Genomic DNA, 13,414 nt, shown 5'->3' with positions numbered 1-13,414 from the left:
CCACCGCAGGAGTCCCACCCCATGAGCAAGCCGCTCTCCGCCCTCACCCGCATCGCGGCCGGCCTCGGCCTGGCCGCCGCGCTGGCCGCCACCCCGGCCGCCGCCACCGAACTGACCTTCTTCTACCCGGTCGCGGTCGGCGGCCCGGTCACCAAGATCATCGACGACATGGCTGCGGCCTTCGAGAAGGACAACCCCGGCATCCGCGTCAAGCCGGTATATTCCGGCAGCTATCAGGACACCATCACCAAGGTGGTCACCGCGGTGAAGGGCGGCGACGCGCCGCACGTCTCCGTGCTGCTGTCCACCGACATGTACACGCTGATCGACGAAGACGCCGTGGTGCCCTTCGACGACTTGGTCAAGACCGCCGAAGAGCGCGCCTGGATGACCAGCTTCTACCCCGGCTTCATGCAGAACAGCCAGACCGGCGGCAAGACCTGGGGCATCCCCTTCCAGCGCTCCACCGTGGTGATGTACTGGAACAAGGAACTGTTTACCCAGGCCGGCCTGGACCCGGAACGCCCGCCGCAGAACTGGAACGAACTGATCGAATACGGCAAGAAGCTCACCAAGCGCGACGCCGCCGGCAACGTCACCACCTGGGGCGTGCAGGTGCCCTCCTCCGGCTTCCCCTACTGGCTGTTCCAGACCTTCACCACGCAGAACGGCATCGAGCTGATGAACGCCGCCGGCAACGAAACCTACTTCGACAAGCCGGAGGTGGTCGAAGCCCTGCAGTACTGGGTGGATCTCTCCCGCAAGCACGGCATCCACCCGCCGGGCGTGGTCGAATGGGGCACCACGCCGAAGGACTTCTTCGAGCGCAAGGCCGCGATCATCTACACCACCACCGGCAACCTGACCAACATCCGCGCCAACGCGGGCTTCGACTTCGGCGTGGCCATGCTGCCCGCCGGCAAGCGCCTGGGTTCGCCCACCGGCGGCGGCAACTTCCACGTCTTCAAGCGTTCCACGCCGGAAGAGCGCGAGGCCGCGCTGAAGTTCGTGCGCTGGATGACCACCCCGCAGCGCGCCGCCGAATGGTCCATCGCCACCGGCTACGTGGCCGTCTCCCCGGCTGCCTGGGAAACCGACACGATGAAAAAGTACGTGGCCGACTTCCCCGCGCCCACCGTGGCCCGCGACCAGCTCGAATACGCCGTGGCGGAACTGTCCACCCACGAGAACCAGCGCGTCACCAAGGCGCTCAACGACGGCCTGCAGGCCGCGCTCAACGGCACCAAGACGCCCGAGCAGGCCATGCGCGACGCCCAGCGCGAAGCCGAACGCATCCTGCGCGCCTACCGCTGACCTGGCTGACGCGATGAGCACGCACCCCCTCGGCAACAGCGGACCGCGCGCGGCGCTGCATGGCTGGCTGCTGCTGTTGCCGGCGGCGGTGCTGCTGGCCGCCTTCACCCACTACCCGGCGGTGGCCACCTTCTGGCACAGCCTGTTCTCCACCCCGCGCCCCAACCGCCCGGCGGTCTTCATCGGCGCGGAGCACTACCGCGATCTGCTCGCCGACCCGATCTTCTGGACGGCGCTCAACAACAACCTGATCTTCGCGGCGGGCACCATCCTGCCCTCCATCGCGCTGGCGCTGGTGATGGCGCTGTGGGTCAACGAGCGCATCGCCGGGCGCGGCCTGCTGCGCCTGGCCTACTTCACCCCCACCGTGCTGCCGATGATCGCAGTGGCCAACATCTGGCTGTTCTTCTACACCCCGGACTATGGCCTGTTCGACCAGGTGCGCGGCCTGTTCGGCCTGCCCGCGCACAACTGGCTGGGCAGCACCGAAACCGCGCTGGGCGCCATCATCGTCGTGGCGGTGTGGAAGGAAGCCGGCTTCTTCATGATCTTCTACCTCGCCGCGCTCCAGCAGATCCCCCCGGAACTGCGCGAGGCCGCCCGCCTGGAAGGCGCCAGCCGCTGGCAGGCGTTCTGGAAGGTGACCTTTCCGCTGCTCATGCCGACCACCCTGTTCGTGCTCATCAACGCCATCATCAACGCCTTCCGCCTCATCGACCACATCTTCGTGATGACCCGCGGCGGCCCGGACAACGCTTCGTCGCTGCTGCTCTACTACATCTACGAAGTGGGCTTCCGCTTCTGGGACCAGGGCTACGCCGCCGCCCTCACCATGGTGCTGCTCGCCATCCTGGCCGTGGTCGCGCTGTTCAAGTTCTTCTGGCTCGAACGCAAGGTGCATTACCAATGAACACGCCCGCCAATCCCCCGGCCGCCCTCGCCGCCCAGCCGCCCACGGAACGCGCCGGCACCCCGGCACGGCACGCGGCCCGGCCGCTGCCCGTCGACCGCTGGCTCAACACCCTGGGCGCCTGGACACTGGGCATCATCTGGCTGGCCCCGCTGCTCTACGCCATCTGGACGGCCTTTCACCCGGCGGAATTCTCCACCCGCTTCGCGCCCCTCGCCCCGCTCACCCTGGACAACTTCCGCGCCGCCTGGGAAGCCGCGCCCTTTCCGCGCTACTTCCTCAACACCAGCGCGCTGGTCGCCACCATCCTGGCCGGCCAGCTGGTGCTGGGCACCCTGGCCGCCTACGCTTTCGCGCGCTTCGAATTCCCCGGGCGCGACGTGGTGTTCGCGCTGGTCCTGGTGCAGTTGATGATCATGCCGGACATGATGATCGTGGAGAACTACCGCAGCATCCACGCCCTCGGCCTGGTCGATACCGTAAGCGCCATGGCCCTGCCCTACATCGCCTCGGCCTTCGGCATCTTCCTGCTGCGGCAAACCTTCAAGACCATCCCGCGCGAACTGGAAGAAGCCGCCCGCATCGAAGGCTGCGGCACCCTTGGCGTGCTGTGGCGGGTGTACGTGCCGCTCGCCAAACCCACCTACCTGGCCTACGCGCTGGTCTCGGTGAGCCACCACTGGAACAACTTCCTGTGGCCGCTCATCGTCACCAACACCGTCAACACCCGCCCCATCACCGTGGGGCTGGCGGTGTTCGCCGGCACCGACCAGGGCATCGACTGGGCCGTCATCAGCGCTGCCACGCTGCTCGCCTCGGGGCCGCTGCTGGTGGCGTTTCTGCTGTTTCAAAGGCAGTTCGTGCAGAGTTTCTTGCGGGCGGGGATACGGTGAGGAAGAAGTGCTGAACAGCGTGAAGGTAGCCTGCGCTGAGCGTCCGTGCTGATCGCCGTGCCATGCATTTGCTATTGGCCTACCTTTTCGAGTTCTGGGCATGGGCGATCCGCGAGCCGGGTATCGCAGACCACTATTGAACGGAAGTACTGCATCCATTGAACAACCTGTTCCCTGGAAGGTTCGAATTTGAATGCCTTTTGAACTACGTAAAAACTATCATTGCCCTTGATCGCCTTGAACCATGTCTTCTCCGGCTTGCCTGTCGCTGGATTCAAGGGGCAGTCCTGCACCCATATGGAAAACGGGTAGCCGTTTTCTTCGCCTTTTGCAATTGGCGCAACTCCGCCATCCTTGCAAGCAGTTAACCAGGCTTTCGACATGAACGCCTGGAACTGTTCCGGCGTTGCATTCTTCATACCCAGGAAAATCTGGGTCGTGATCATTTCAGTCCAGTTGTCGACCGTTTCCGCTTGGGGAACCATCTCGGTCATGACCATGTTCCCTTTCTTGGTTTGAAAGTCGACTTTGTAACCCTGCGGGAAGCTCTGCAGCAGGTTCTCATCACTTAGCTGAGCGAGACAAACGCTCGGTGCGAGCAAGCAGAAATACAGCAAGCAACACAGCTTCATAGGCCCTCCAGATGCATAATTTTTGAAATCAGCCGGCACCCGCAAGACGTCTGCCGGGTTGAGTTGCCAGCCATTTTCCTTTGCAGAAAGAGTGCTATAGAGAGCCCCCCTCAGACTGGAAAGCAGCCTTGGCCAATGCACAATTCACTGACGAGCCTCTTTGAGGTTTGCGAGTGGAATCCACCCCGACTCTGAACTATCAGGCTTTTCACACCAGACCCAGCCATTCACCGTTTTTGTACCAAGAAGCGACTCCCCTTCCTGTGCATTCAACTCTCTAGCTGTGTAGTCGTCACGAGCGCGGCCAGTTGTGCCATTGATGATTTCGATGACTTGCGCTGGAACCCAACCGCCCTTTTGCCCGGGCGTTTCACAAAACAGCCAGTTATCCCAGCCCTCCGGGCCTGCATATTTTTCACCAACGGCAAGAGGAGCCCCTTTCGCAAAGGTGATGGGTTCTGGGTACCCGCTGGTGTGGTCCTGGATGACACGGTATGTCTTGACTTCCATGCTTTTGCCTTACGGGCCAACGTCTGAATTCACCAGCCTGCGTGGCTTTTGGCGCAGGTCAGGTGGAATGATGAGCTGGGCGGCATCTGTAGTGAACGCAGTTCAGTGCTTTAGCGGCCACGGATTCGTTCTAACGCCGTCGTAGCGAAAATAGTTTTGCCCGTTTGAAAATACGAAGAATGACCGAAAAATCAAATCAAGAATCCACGCCGCGGCCTCCTGCGCCTCCTGCGGCTGCAATCCATATGTATTTACGTAATACGCTGCCAGCGAGCGTTCGGCCACCGGGTACTCTTTCAGTATTTCTTCATATAGGCGACGGCGAGAATTGTTTACCCTAGCCCAGTCTTCTAGCCCAGCATCGACTTCGCTTCGTGAGTTATATGCGTCTCCATCGACAAGCGCCCAAGGGCGGAGGGCGGCATTAGCCAATACATGCTTGGTATCAAGCCTCGTTCTTGCGGTCGGCTGTAGGGTTCCTTCATCATTTCCGGGCCCCAATGCCTCGTCAAGTTTGCGAGCGAGTCTCCTTACCGGACGTGGAAGAATCCCTGCTGCATCGTTGCCAAGTGGGCTAAAGACGATTGTGCAAATTGCACGCATTTCCTTTGATGAGTACACACGCCAATCTGCAAGTATCTGGAAAGGTTGCCCTACGTCAATGAACCATTTCTCCTTATTTTGAGGGTGCTGAAAAACAAGCGGAGGCCGCCATGTACCCGAAACCACCGGCCGATAGTGGTCACTGCCAGCAGCAGGATTAATTCCATTTAGAAAATCGTTCTTTTCCACCGCAGCATCAAGGAGATACAAATCGTATCTATTACCGCGCCAACCAACGGAAATTTCTCTCACGACGACTCGTAGCGCACCATCCGTTTCTTTACCCCAATAAATATTGCGAATGTCTTGCGAAAGCATTTCAAAATCATCGGTGCTTGTCAGCGCACTCCCTCCCGAAATATCCAATTCTGAAGCACCTAGCACCAATGTACTTCGCAAACCTGTCGGAATTGTGAGCGGTGCGTAAAGGCGCTGGGCAGTTGACTGAAACATTTCTTTTGCGAGTTTCAGCGCATCAATGCACTCCGAGCGCGAAATATCACCAGCAGCAAATGGGAACGAAGCAAGAGCTACCGTAGCTCCCAGGAGAAGGCCGACCGCAATGCTTAAACGGGCAATCATGTGGCGCCTCCGTGCTGATATCCAATGCTTGAATAAGCCGTGCCGTGAAGCGACGCCGGCTTGAATGAATTTAGGGGTGGCCTGCCTTCACTGGGATGGGGGACCACACCCCATTCTCAAACCTCACCCTACCTATCTCTTTTAATGACGGACAACAACGAGGATCTTTCTTGAATTCATACTGCCTGGCCTTGTACCAAAGCTCCCCATTGGCGATAAAGATCTCAGTCACGACTTGAGGAAACGAGCTTGAAGTCTGAGCGGGCGACGAGTAATTGAGATCAACAAAGTACATGCCATAGGCGCCTTCTTTGAGCACAGCAATGACTGGACGGTTCATGCCCATTCCGCCACTACATCCAATGTCTGCCGAATAAAGCGCCAGATAAACGACTTGTTGGTTGAGGCGATAAAGGACGATGTTATTGGGATCGAAGGATACAGAGCAGCCCAGTGTCTCTGCGTGCTTTGTGACTACGCCAGCAATCTTGTCATTGCGAGACTTTGCGCTCTCGGGCGGGGGCAGGCCCTCCGCATAGCATGAAAGGCAAGCTGTGGTAAGCAGCAGTAGTGCGAATTGGCGCATTGCCACCCCTGACGATTAAGCCAACAGGCCGGCAAAAGCGTAGCTTTTGGTGGCCCAGCGAACGAAGCGGGCAACGTTGAGCGCATTGTTAGAGGCTACCACCCGTAGCTATCGGCAGTGTTTTGAAGCTGTTTTGCAAGCTTTGCTCTGCACTCTGACTCATGGACGGAGGCCCATTGCCCACCATAGATACTACTTACAGATTTGCAGAATAGTTTTCTAAAATCTTCCCATTGCTTTTTCGCCTTTATTAGCTGTTGAGCGGGACCTTCATTTAGCTCCGCCTCAGCTTCCAATAGAAGGCGGTTGTAGCTATTTTCCATTAGTTCATTCTGCCGCAGCCATGACCCCTGTGTTTTCTCCGCATACTCCATCTGTGATTCAGCGACTGCATAACTGCTTACGGCGAATAGCCAGATAACAAATGCAAGGGCTGAAATTTGGCGGCCAGGCATTTTTCCCTCTAACGTGAAGCGTCAACGGATGGCGAAAGCAGAGATTTATAGTCCACTGCAAGTATTGATTAGAGCTACCAAGGCACTTGTACGGCACGTTTCAGCTCAACCCGGCTCTTTATCGAGAAATAGTCTTTGCCTATGCTGCCTCGTGGACCGCATGAGTTGCTACGGCAGGTGCCTTTAACATCTTCAACGACGATGTACTCACTCGCCATATAGATAAGAGCACGACAATCGGATGCATCAGATACAGCCCCAGATCTCCCTAGGTACTCGTACATACCTGCATCGCTCTCTCTTGCTGCCCCCCAGAGTCTGCAGGAATGTCCGTTTGTATGCCACGATTCATAGACAAAGAATATCTCGGACGGTCTTCTTTTCTCTATTTCTAGAAAGTCGGTCATGCTGGTTCTAGCACTACTCCCAAGATTAAGAATACTGACGGACCTTTCATATCTTCCATCTAGCTCACCCGGGACCGCAGCGTGTGATACACATAACCAGATCAATATGCCGGAGATAGTTCTGCAAATCACGCTTTTTGCTCTAACGTCGAGCATAAGCAGTGGCCGCGCCGGAGCGAAGCGGAGGCGTGGTTCGGTGGATTGGTTTGTTAGCCAATTTTGATGCTTGGGATGACTGATTCATCATGGAACCGAACGAAAAGAGCAGATTTGTTGAGGGTGAAACTCTTGGCAACTCTATGGACTCCATCAAGAACCCAACGCTTTCCTTTCACGGTCAATACTTCAATTGGGTATCGAAGCTCCGTTTGCTGTAGCCGTTGAGCCTGATAGATAGAGGCGTGGGGATCATGGATCACATCCATGGGACAGATATCAAATAGCAGCCCTTGCTTGGAAACGGAAGACCACAGGGGTAATTTCAGCAAATAGACAAACTCAGAAGTTAGAACCTCAATCACATCGGCGCTGAGTTCCCAAACCTTACGGACATCCCAGTCAAACGGAAGGATGTGGTCTTTGAGAATGTCCGGGATGATCTTGGCCATGGGGCTAACGTGCTAGATCAGGGGCGCGCCGCTTGCGGTGCGTCCCTCTGGAGCGGAATGTTAGAGGGGATTAGAAAAAAACTAAAACGGGACCTAAATTCTTCATCAATACTCCGGACCTTTCCCGACCTCTTTTCAAGTAGCGTCTGACGGTTTGCATAGTAGGACTCAACCGATCCGTCTTCCAGTGTAAAGTCAATTACCAATCGGAAGTTCAAAGGTGGATTCACCTCCGGTGGGTTGAAACTCTCGCTTGTAAGCCACTTCAGCAGTGATTGGGCCAGATGCTTTTCAAATATCACGGTCTTGACCAAAGCATACTCTCTCACCTTAGATGGACCCAATGCCGATCTTGTCTCTATCTCCCATGGAACAAGAAAAATGGTTGCTGTACGGACTTGAGCAAAAGCCGTAGTTGAAGCAAGAAGCAGGGCGATCAAAAGAACCCGGGCAGTGGAATTCATAGCGGCTAACGTGTTGTAAGACAGCAAATTTGCTGCGTATACGAGAAATTTGACGGATAAAGCCAGCAAGTTGACATGCCATCTTTTAATTAAAATCAATACATCACCAAAAAACCCGCACACCTTTACACGATTCAGGTATCCACAAATCAGTCATGTCCGAACAAACCTGCCCGGACACCATTCTCTTGCGTCTATTATGACGGCATTTTTCCTGGCCGCACAGACTGAGGTTGGCATCCACCCATCCCGCATCCTCTTGCCAGGCCCCTGAGCACGTCCCAGAGCCCCCCACCCCACACCCACTAGGTAAAACCATCTAGCCCACTGCTCGATCCAGCCAATATTCGTACCATTTCGAACACCCTAAGCTGACTACGACTCCAGCACAGCACGAACAGGAGCGTAGTCATGAAATCCGATCCTTCCACCAGGGCCTGCTCGCCCACCGGCGTATCGCGGCGCAACTTCCTGCGCGGCATTCCCGTCCTCACCGCCGCAGCGGCCCTGCCCGCACCGGCTGTGGCGGCCAGCGCCGACACGCCCCACTGGGGCATGCTCGTCGATATCCGCCGCTGCATCGGCTGCCAGGCCTGCACCATGGCCTGCATCCAGGAAAACGCAATGCCGGAAGGCAGCTTCCGCACCGTGGTGTCCACCTACAGCGTGGCGCTCGCCGACAGCGCACAACCGGCCGGCACCTATGTGCTGCCGCGCCTGTGCAACCACTGCGACAAGCCGCCCTGTGTGCCGGTGTGCCCGGTGGGCGCCACCTTCAAGCGCGGCGACGGCGTGGTACTGGTGGATGCCGAGCGCTGCGTGGGCTGCGGCTACTGCGTGCAGGCCTGTCCGTACGACGCGCGTTTCATCAACCACGACACCAACAAGGCGGACAAGTGCACCTTCTGCGCCCACCGCCTGGAAGCCGGCTTGCTGCCGGCCTGCGTGGAGACCTGCGTGGGCGGTGCGCGCGTGTTCGGCGACCTCAACGACCCGCAGGGCGAACTGCGCCGACGGCTCGACGCGGCCGGGGTCGAGACCAAGGTGCTCAAGCCGGAGCAGCGCACCGCGCCGCAGGTGTTCTACATCGGCCTGGAGGAGCGCTTCGCCGGCAAGGTGGTCGGCCAGGGCAGTCTGTGGAAGCCGCGCGCTTCCCATGCGTAAGGAGGGCGGATCATGAACACGGCCATCGTCGAGACCATCAACGTCACCCGGGAAGTCGCCTGGCTGCCCTGGGCGGTGTCGTATTTCTTCCTGATCGGACTGTCCTACGGCGCCTTCCTGCTGTCGCTGCCCGGCATCGTGCTGCGCCGCCCAGGCTGGGAAGGCATCTCGCGCCTGGCCTTGCTGGGCGCGCTGGTGTGCGGCCTGAGCGCGCCGGTGGCGCTGCTCGCCGACCTGCATCAGCCGGGGCGATTCTGGCACTTCTATGCCTATTTCTCCCCAGGGTCGTGGATGTCCTGGGGGGCGTTCTTCATCCCTCTCTACCTTGGCGGCCTGCTGCTCTATGCCTGGCTGGCCTTCCGTCCGCTGCTCGCCGCGCACGGCCGTGAGGGCGGGCGCCTGGCCGGCGTGGCGCGCCTGCTGGCCTATGGCGGACTGGAAAGCCGCTCCGCCCTGCTGGGTGCCGCGCTCGCGGCGCTGCTCGGCGCGCTGCTGGTGGCGCTCTATACCGGTGCCGAGGTGATGGTGGTACGCGCCCGGCCGCTGTGGCACACCCCGCTGCTGCCGGTGCAGTTTGCCCTCACCGCGCTGGCCGGGGCGGTTGGCCTGACGCTGCTGTTCAACCGCTTCAGCGCCGGCACGCGGGATACCGCCACCATCCGCCGCCTGGCGGGCGTGCTGGCCGCGACCCAGTTGGCCGCGCTGCTCACCGGCGCGCTGTGGCTGGTCATGGGGCTGAGCGGACTCGCCCCGGTGCATGCCGAGGCCCTGGCCCAGGTCGCCGATCTGCCGGGCTGGCGACTCACCGCCGCGTGGGCGGTGGGCGCCACCGTGCTGACCTGGGCGCTGGCCGCCCTGCGCCCCGGCTCGGGTCTGCTGATCGGCCTGCTGGCCCTGCATTCCGCGTGGATGATGCGCTGGACGGTGTTCATCGGCGGCCAGGAAGTGCCCAAGACCGGCGCCGGCCTGTACAGCTACCAGTTGCCGCTGGGCCCGGAGGGCCTGCTCGGCATCGTCGGCACTGCCGGCCTGTGGGTGTTCATCCTGGTCCTGCTGACCACCGTGCTGCCCCTCGACCGTCTGGCCGGCACGCGCGGCCACGGCGCCTGACCCAACCCGATCATCGCGGCGCCGTCCGCCCCGGGCGGTGCCGGAACAGGAGAGCCATCATGAAAATCCAACGCCGCGACCTGCTCGCCGCCGGCGGCCTGGCCGCCTTCGCTGCCGGGTTCTCGCAGACCTTCGGCCGCATGGCCGACGCCTTCACCGGCGAGCGCCCGGAGCAGCACAAGCTGCACGGCCGTGCGCTGGAGACGGAGTTCCGCGTCGATCCGGCCACCGGCGAACTCAGCGTCAATCCGCATCAACAGGTCAGCTACACCGGCTGCCTGGGCTGTACCACGCTGTGCGGCGTGCGCGTGCGCATCGACAAGGACAGCGGCAAGGTGCTGCGCGTGGCCGGCAACCCCTACAGCCCCTTGTCCACCGAGCCGCACCTGCCGATGAAGGCCTCGGTGAAGGAGAGCTTCGTCGCCCTGTCGCGCTTCGCCGACAAGGGGCTGGACGGGCGCTCCACCGCCTGCGGGCGCGGCAACGCGGCGCTGGCGCAGATCGATTCGCCGTTCCGCGTGCTCACCCCGCTCAAGCGCGTCGGCCCGCGCAATGCCGGCCAGTGGAAACCGATTTCCTTCGAGCAATTGGTGCACGAGGTGGTCGAGGGTGGCGACCTGTTCGGCGAGGGCCATGTGGACGGCCTGCGCGCGCTGCGCGATCTGGACACGCCGATCGACCCGGACAACCCGGCCTTCGGCCCCAGGGTGAACCAGGTCGGCCACATCGTCAGCGTCAATGACGGCCGCGAGCAGTTCAGCCGGCGCTTCTGGCAGCAGGCTTACGGCACGCAGAACTACGTGGGCCACGGCTCATACTGCGGCGGTTCCTACCGTTCCGGCTCGGGCGCGCTGTTCGGCGACCACCGCGCCATGCCGCACGCCAAGCCCGATCTGGCCAACGCGGAATTCGTGCTGTTCATCGGCACCGCGCCGGGCAATGCCGGCAACCCGTTCAAGCGCACCGGGCAGTTGCTCGCCGAAGGGCGCAGCGCCGGCCGCCTGGAATACGTGGTGGTCGACCCGGTACTGAGCAACGCCGACAACCGCGCGGCCGGCGAACAAGGCCGCTGGGTACCGATCCTGCCCGGCACCGACGGCGCGCTGGTGATGGGCATGATGCGCTGGCTGTTCGAACACGGCCGCGTCAACACCGCCTATCTCGCCAATCCCAGCCAACAGGTGGCCGAGGCCAACAGCGAGCCCTCCTTCACCACTGCCAGTTGGCTGGTGCTGATGGAACCCGGCCACCCGCGCGAGGGCCGCTGCCTGCGCGGCTCCGACATCGGCCTGGCGCTGCCGGAAGGCGCCGAACGCTACGGCGAGGTCGACCCCTATCTGGTGATGGGCCCGGACGGCAAGCCGATGCCGGTCGCACAAACCAGCGCCGCCGCGCCGCTGGAGGTGGATACGCACATCGAAGTCGGCGGCAAGCCGCTGCGAGTGCGCACCGGCCATGATCTGCTGCGCGAGTCGGCGATGTCCCGCAGCCTGGAAGAATATGCCGCCGACTGCGGCGTGCCGGTCGAAATCATCACCGGGCTGGCGGACGAGTTCTCCAGCCACGGCCGGCGCGCCTGCGCCGTGGCGCACGGCGGCATGATGTCCGGCGCGGGCTTCTACAACGCCTACTCGGTGGTCACCCTGAACGCGCTGATCGGCAGCCTCAACTGGAAGGGCGGCTTCGCCATGAACGGCGGCGGCTTCCCGCACGTGGCGGCCGGGCCGCGCTACGACCTGCTCAACTTCCCCGGCAAGATCCAGCCGCGCGGCACGCCGCTGGGGCGCAACTTCCCCTACGAGCGCACCGCCGAATTCGCCCGCAAGCGCGAGGCCGGCCAGCCCTACCCGGCGCGCGACCAATGGTTTCCCGGCGCGCCCGGCCTGGGCACGGAATTCTTCGCCAGCACCTTCGGCGGCTATCCGTACAGCCTGAAGGCGCTGATCCTGTGGATGGCCAACCCGGTGTACGGCATTCCCGGCCTGCGCGAACGCTTCGGCGCGGATCTGGCCGACCCGCAGAAGCTGCCGCTGGTCATTTCCATCGACCCGCTGATCAACGAAAGCAACGCCTACGCCGATTACATCGTGCCCGATTCGCTGATGTACGAAAGCTGGGGCTGGACCGGTGCCTGGAACGGCGTGCCCACGCGCACGCTCACCGCGCGCTGGCCGGTCATCGAGCCGCGCGCGGCGCAGACCCCGGACGGCCAGGCCATCGGCATGGAAACCTTCCTCATCGCGCTCGCCAAGGCCATGGACCTGCCCGGTTTCGGCCCCGAGGGCATGGCCGACGCCGCCGGCAACCGCCTGCCGCTGGAGCGCCCGGAGCACTGGTACCTGCGCGCCGGGGCGAACGCCGCGTATGCCGGCGAACCAGTTGCCGACGCCAGCGACGAAGACATCGCGCTGAGCGGCGTGGAGCGCATCCGCCCGTTGCTGGAAGACACACTGAAGCCGGAGGAATGGCGCAAGGTGGCCCTGCTGTACACCCGCGGCGGGCGCTACCAGCCGGCCAGCCAGGCGCAGGATGCCGGCAACCCGGCATGGCAGGCCCAGCGCTTTGGCAAGCCTTTGTGGATCTGGAACGAGCACATCGGCGGGGCGAAGAACGCGCTCACCGGCAAACGCTACGCCGGCTGCGCCACCTGGCAGGAGCCGGCATTCGCTGACGGCACGCCGATGCGCGCCATCCACACCCAGGCGGATTGGCCGCTGCTGGCGATGAGTTTCAAGTCAGCCTTGCAGAACTCCTACAGCATTGCCACGCCGATCACCGGACTGCATCCGGAAAACCCGCTGATCGTGCATCCGGACGATGCCGCGAAGCTCGGTCTGAAGACCGGCGACACCGCCTGGCTCGCCACCCCGGGCGGCCGCGCGCGCTGCACGGTGCTGGTGCACCACGGCGTGATGCGCGGCGTGGTGGCGGTGGAGCACGGCTTCGGCCACCGTGAGCTGGGCGCACGCGCCCACCGCATCGGCGACCGGCGCCAGCCGGAACGTCCGGATCTGGCGGCGGGTTTCAACATCAACGACCTGGGGCTGGTGGACCCGACCCGCGAGGGGCGGCCGATCTGGGTGGATACGGTATCCGGTGCCTCGGTGCGCAACGGTTTGCCGGCGCGGCTGGAGCGTGTCTGAGGCGCATGAACGGATAGGGTGGGCGCCCTACCC

Annotated in this window: 13 protein-coding genes; 6 read left to right on the top strand and 7 right to left on the bottom strand. The window is 61.8% G+C overall.

Features of this window, described 5'->3' with window-relative positions; all coding sequences use genetic code 11:
• Positions 1-21 precede the first annotated feature (21 nt).
• The 3 genes from E6C76_RS03395 to E6C76_RS03385 are packed head-to-tail and all read left to right on the top strand — an operon-like array spanning position 22 to position 3,117.
• Complete coding sequence (locus tag E6C76_RS03395) at positions 22-1,314, top strand: ABC transporter substrate-binding protein (RefSeq protein ID WP_136346832.1); 1,293 nt, start codon at positions 22-24, stop codon at positions 1,312-1,314.
• 13 nt (positions 1,315-1,327) lie between these two features.
• Positions 1,328-2,224 (top strand): carbohydrate ABC transporter permease, encoded by an 897-nt coding sequence (locus tag E6C76_RS03390; protein WP_136346831.1) that lies wholly within the window; start codon positions 1,328-1,330, stop codon positions 2,222-2,224.
• Positions 2,221-3,117 (top strand): carbohydrate ABC transporter permease, encoded by an 897-nt coding sequence (locus tag E6C76_RS03385; RefSeq protein WP_136346830.1) that lies wholly within the window; start codon positions 2,221-2,223, stop codon positions 3,115-3,117. The genes E6C76_RS03390 and E6C76_RS03385 overlap by 4 nt, the downstream gene beginning before the upstream one ends.
• 71 nt (positions 3,118-3,188) lie before the next feature.
• Here E6C76_RS03385 and E6C76_RS03380 read toward each other — a convergent pair whose 3' ends face one another.
• The 7 genes from E6C76_RS03380 to E6C76_RS03350 form a co-directional block, all read right to left on the bottom strand.
• A complete protein-coding gene (locus E6C76_RS03380; RefSeq protein WP_136346829.1) occupies positions 3,189-3,749 on the bottom strand; it encodes a hypothetical protein in 561 nt (186 codons plus the stop codon).
• A 144-nt stretch (positions 3,750-3,893) separates the two neighbouring features.
• The gene (locus E6C76_RS03375; RefSeq protein ID WP_136346828.1) at positions 3,894-4,259 is read right to left on the bottom strand and encodes an SH3 domain-containing protein; all 366 of its coding nucleotides are present in this window, start codon (positions 4,257-4,259) and stop codon (positions 3,894-3,896) included.
• Positions 4,260-4,361: 102 nt separating this feature from the next.
• Positions 4,362-5,444, bottom strand: a complete 1,083-nt coding sequence (locus E6C76_RS03370) for a hypothetical protein (RefSeq protein ID WP_136346827.1) — start codon at positions 5,442-5,444, stop codon at positions 4,362-4,364.
• Between the two features lie 70 nt (positions 5,445-5,514).
• Positions 5,515-6,030: a hypothetical protein gene (locus E6C76_RS03365; protein WP_136346826.1), complete on the bottom strand. Its 516-nt coding sequence runs from the start codon at positions 6,028-6,030 to the stop codon at positions 5,515-5,517.
• Between the two features lie 95 nt (positions 6,031-6,125).
• Complete coding sequence (locus E6C76_RS03360; RefSeq protein WP_136346825.1) at positions 6,126-6,485, bottom strand: lysozyme inhibitor LprI family protein; 360 nt, start codon at positions 6,483-6,485, stop codon at positions 6,126-6,128.
• A gap of 616 nt (positions 6,486-7,101) precedes the next feature.
• The gene (locus E6C76_RS03355) at positions 7,102-7,500 is read right to left on the bottom strand and encodes a hypothetical protein (RefSeq protein WP_136346824.1); all 399 of its coding nucleotides are present in this window, start codon (positions 7,498-7,500) and stop codon (positions 7,102-7,104) included.
• A 17-nt stretch (positions 7,501-7,517) separates the two neighbouring features.
• A complete protein-coding gene (locus E6C76_RS03350) occupies positions 7,518-7,964 on the bottom strand; it encodes a hypothetical protein (protein WP_136346823.1) in 447 nt (148 codons plus the stop codon).
• A 411-nt stretch (positions 7,965-8,375) separates the two neighbouring features.
• Between E6C76_RS03350 and dsrO the strand changes: the two genes are divergently transcribed.
• Genes dsrO through E6C76_RS03335 form a run of 3 tightly spaced genes read left to right on the top strand, consistent with a single transcriptional unit; the run spans position 8,376 to position 13,381 of the window.
• Positions 8,376-9,128, top strand: a complete 753-nt coding sequence (dsrO, locus tag E6C76_RS03345; protein ID WP_136346822.1) for a sulfate reduction electron transfer complex DsrMKJOP subunit DsrO — start codon at positions 8,376-8,378, stop codon at positions 9,126-9,128.
• A 12-nt stretch (positions 9,129-9,140) separates the two neighbouring features.
• Positions 9,141-10,238 (top strand): NrfD/PsrC family molybdoenzyme membrane anchor subunit, encoded by a 1,098-nt coding sequence (gene nrfD / locus E6C76_RS03340; RefSeq protein ID WP_136346821.1) that lies wholly within the window; start codon positions 9,141-9,143, stop codon positions 10,236-10,238.
• 59 nt (positions 10,239-10,297) lie between these two features.
• On the top strand, positions 10,298-13,381 hold the full coding sequence (locus E6C76_RS03335; RefSeq protein ID WP_136346820.1) for a molybdopterin dinucleotide binding domain-containing protein: 3,084 nt from the start codon (positions 10,298-10,300) through the stop codon (positions 13,379-13,381).
• The last annotated feature ends 33 nt before the right edge of the window (positions 13,382-13,414 follow it).

Origin of the sequence: Pseudothauera nasutitermitis, from assembly GCF_004801295.1 — a bacterium.
Classification (GTDB): domain Bacteria; phylum Pseudomonadota; class Gammaproteobacteria; order Burkholderiales; family Rhodocyclaceae; genus Pseudothauera; species Pseudothauera nasutitermitis.
Note: the sequence above shows the minus strand (reverse complement) of the source record. Positions and strands in the feature narration are given on the sequence as shown.

Coding starts and splice junctions, on each gene's coding strand:
- E6C76_RS03370 (WP_136346827.1), bottom strand. CDS start 5,444: ATGATTGCCCGTTTAAGCATTGCGGTCGGCCTTCTCCTGGGAGCTACG.
- E6C76_RS03365 (WP_136346826.1), bottom strand. CDS start 6,030: ATGCGCCAATTCGCACTACTGCTGCTTACCACAGCTTGCCTTTCATGC.
- E6C76_RS03335 (WP_136346820.1), top strand. CDS start 10,298: ATGAAAATCCAACGCCGCGACCTGCTCGCCGCCGGCGGCCTGGCCGCC.
- E6C76_RS03380 (WP_136346829.1), bottom strand. CDS start 3,749: ATGAAGCTGTGTTGCTTGCTGTATTTCTGCTTGCTCGCACCGAGCGTT.
- E6C76_RS03355 (WP_136346824.1), bottom strand. CDS start 7,500: ATGGCCAAGATCATCCCGGACATTCTCAAAGACCACATCCTTCCGTTT.
- E6C76_RS03360 (WP_136346825.1), bottom strand. CDS start 6,485: ATGCCTGGCCGCCAAATTTCAGCCCTTGCATTTGTTATCTGGCTATTC.
- E6C76_RS03390 (WP_136346831.1), top strand. CDS start 1,328: ATGAGCACGCACCCCCTCGGCAACAGCGGACCGCGCGCGGCGCTGCAT.
- E6C76_RS03395 (WP_136346832.1), top strand. CDS start 22: ATGAGCAAGCCGCTCTCCGCCCTCACCCGCATCGCGGCCGGCCTCGGC.
- E6C76_RS03350 (WP_136346823.1), bottom strand. CDS start 7,964: ATGAATTCCACTGCCCGGGTTCTTTTGATCGCCCTGCTTCTTGCTTCA.
- nrfD (WP_136346821.1), top strand. CDS start 9,141: ATGAACACGGCCATCGTCGAGACCATCAACGTCACCCGGGAAGTCGCC.
- E6C76_RS03385 (WP_136346830.1), top strand. CDS start 2,221: ATGAACACGCCCGCCAATCCCCCGGCCGCCCTCGCCGCCCAGCCGCCC.
- dsrO (WP_136346822.1), top strand. CDS start 8,376: ATGAAATCCGATCCTTCCACCAGGGCCTGCTCGCCCACCGGCGTATCG.
- E6C76_RS03375 (WP_136346828.1), bottom strand. CDS start 4,259: ATGGAAGTCAAGACATACCGTGTCATCCAGGACCACACCAGCGGGTAC.